Source organism: Vibrio sp. Vb0667, from assembly GCF_033391095.1.
In genome coordinates this window covers 1-1,389 of record NZ_JAWPOL010000181.1, presented here as the reverse complement: position 1 = coordinate 1,389, position 1,389 = coordinate 1, and the positions used below count along the sequence as shown (strand labels likewise).

At 48.2% G+C, this 1,389-nt stretch carries 1 protein-coding gene; it reads left to right on the top strand.

From position 1 onward, the window contains the following. The coding region (locus tag R8269_RS24450) for a pyridoxal phosphate-dependent decarboxylase family protein (protein ID WP_318222806.1) at window positions 1-1,389 on the top strand (1,389 nt) is incomplete at both ends.

The window sequence follows — 1,389 nt, the reverse complement described above, 5'->3', positions numbered from 1 at the left end:
TGTGGCAAAGGCTTGATGCTAGGCGTTGAAATCAAGAATCCTAACGGCGAGCTTAACAAGTTTGGTGAACCTCTTGCTGACGGTCAGTTGACCCTAGCGATTCAACGTGCTGCGCTTGAGCGTGGTTTGATGGTTGAGAAAGGCGGCCGCGAAGGTTCTGTTATTCGCTTCCTTCCACCACTTATCATTTCATTCGAACAGATTGACTTCGCATTACGTGTGCTTGAAGAAGCGATCATCGCCGCAGGCGGTAGCCACGTTGAAGCTGCACCACAAGAAGAGTGGAAAAAGCACTTCATCCATACCGGTGAACTAGGCAGTGCTGAGTTTGCATCAGTAATGAACCACACAACTGCTGCAATGAAGTCAGTGTTTGAACAAGTTAACGCACCATACTCAGGTATGGAGCCTAAAGCGTTAGAAGATGCGATCAACGCGGTTGACCTAGACAACAAAAATGCGCCACTTAAATCCGTAATCGATGATGCGGCAGAGCTGGTGGCAAAGAACGCTATCTTCACTCAACACCCTGATTGTATCGCGCATTTGCATACGCCTCCTTTAATGCCGGCTGTTGCAGCAGAGGCGATGATTGCAGCACTGAACCAATCAATGGATTCATGGGACCAAGCATCTTCTGCAACTTACGTAGAGCAAAAAGTGGTGAACTGGCTGTGCGACAAGTACGACCTAAGCGAAAAAGCCGATGGTATTTTCACGAGCGGTGGCACGCAAAGTAACCAAATGGGTTTGATGCTGGCACGTGATTGGATCGCAGATAAGCTAAGTGGTCACTCAATCCAGAAGTTAGGTCTGCCTGACTACGCTGACAAACTTCGCATCGTATGTTCTAAGAAATCACACTTCACAGTTCAAAAGTCTGCATCTTGGATGGGGCTTGGTGAGAAAGCGGTGATGACTGTGGATGCAAACGCTGATGGCACCATGGATATCACGAAGCTAGATGAAGTGATTGCGCAAGCGAAAGCTGCAGGGCTAATTCCATTTGCGATTGTTGGTACTGCGGGTACGACGGATCACGGTGCAATTGATGACCTAGACTTCATCGCCGACATGGCAGTCAAGCACGACATGTGGATGCATGTGGATGGTGCTTACGGTGGTGCGCTGATCCTTAGCAGTCATAAGTCTCGCCTGAAAGGCGTTGAGCGCGCTCACTCTATCAGTGTCGATTTCCACAAATTGTTCTACCAAACAATCAGCTGTGGCGCACTTTTGGTGAACGACAAGTCGAACTTTAAGTTCTTGCTTCATCACGCAGATTACTTGAACCGTGAGCACGATGAGCTACCAAACTTGGTCGATAAATCCATCGCGACAACCAAACGTTTCGATGCATTGAAAGTCTTTATGACCATGCAAAACGTG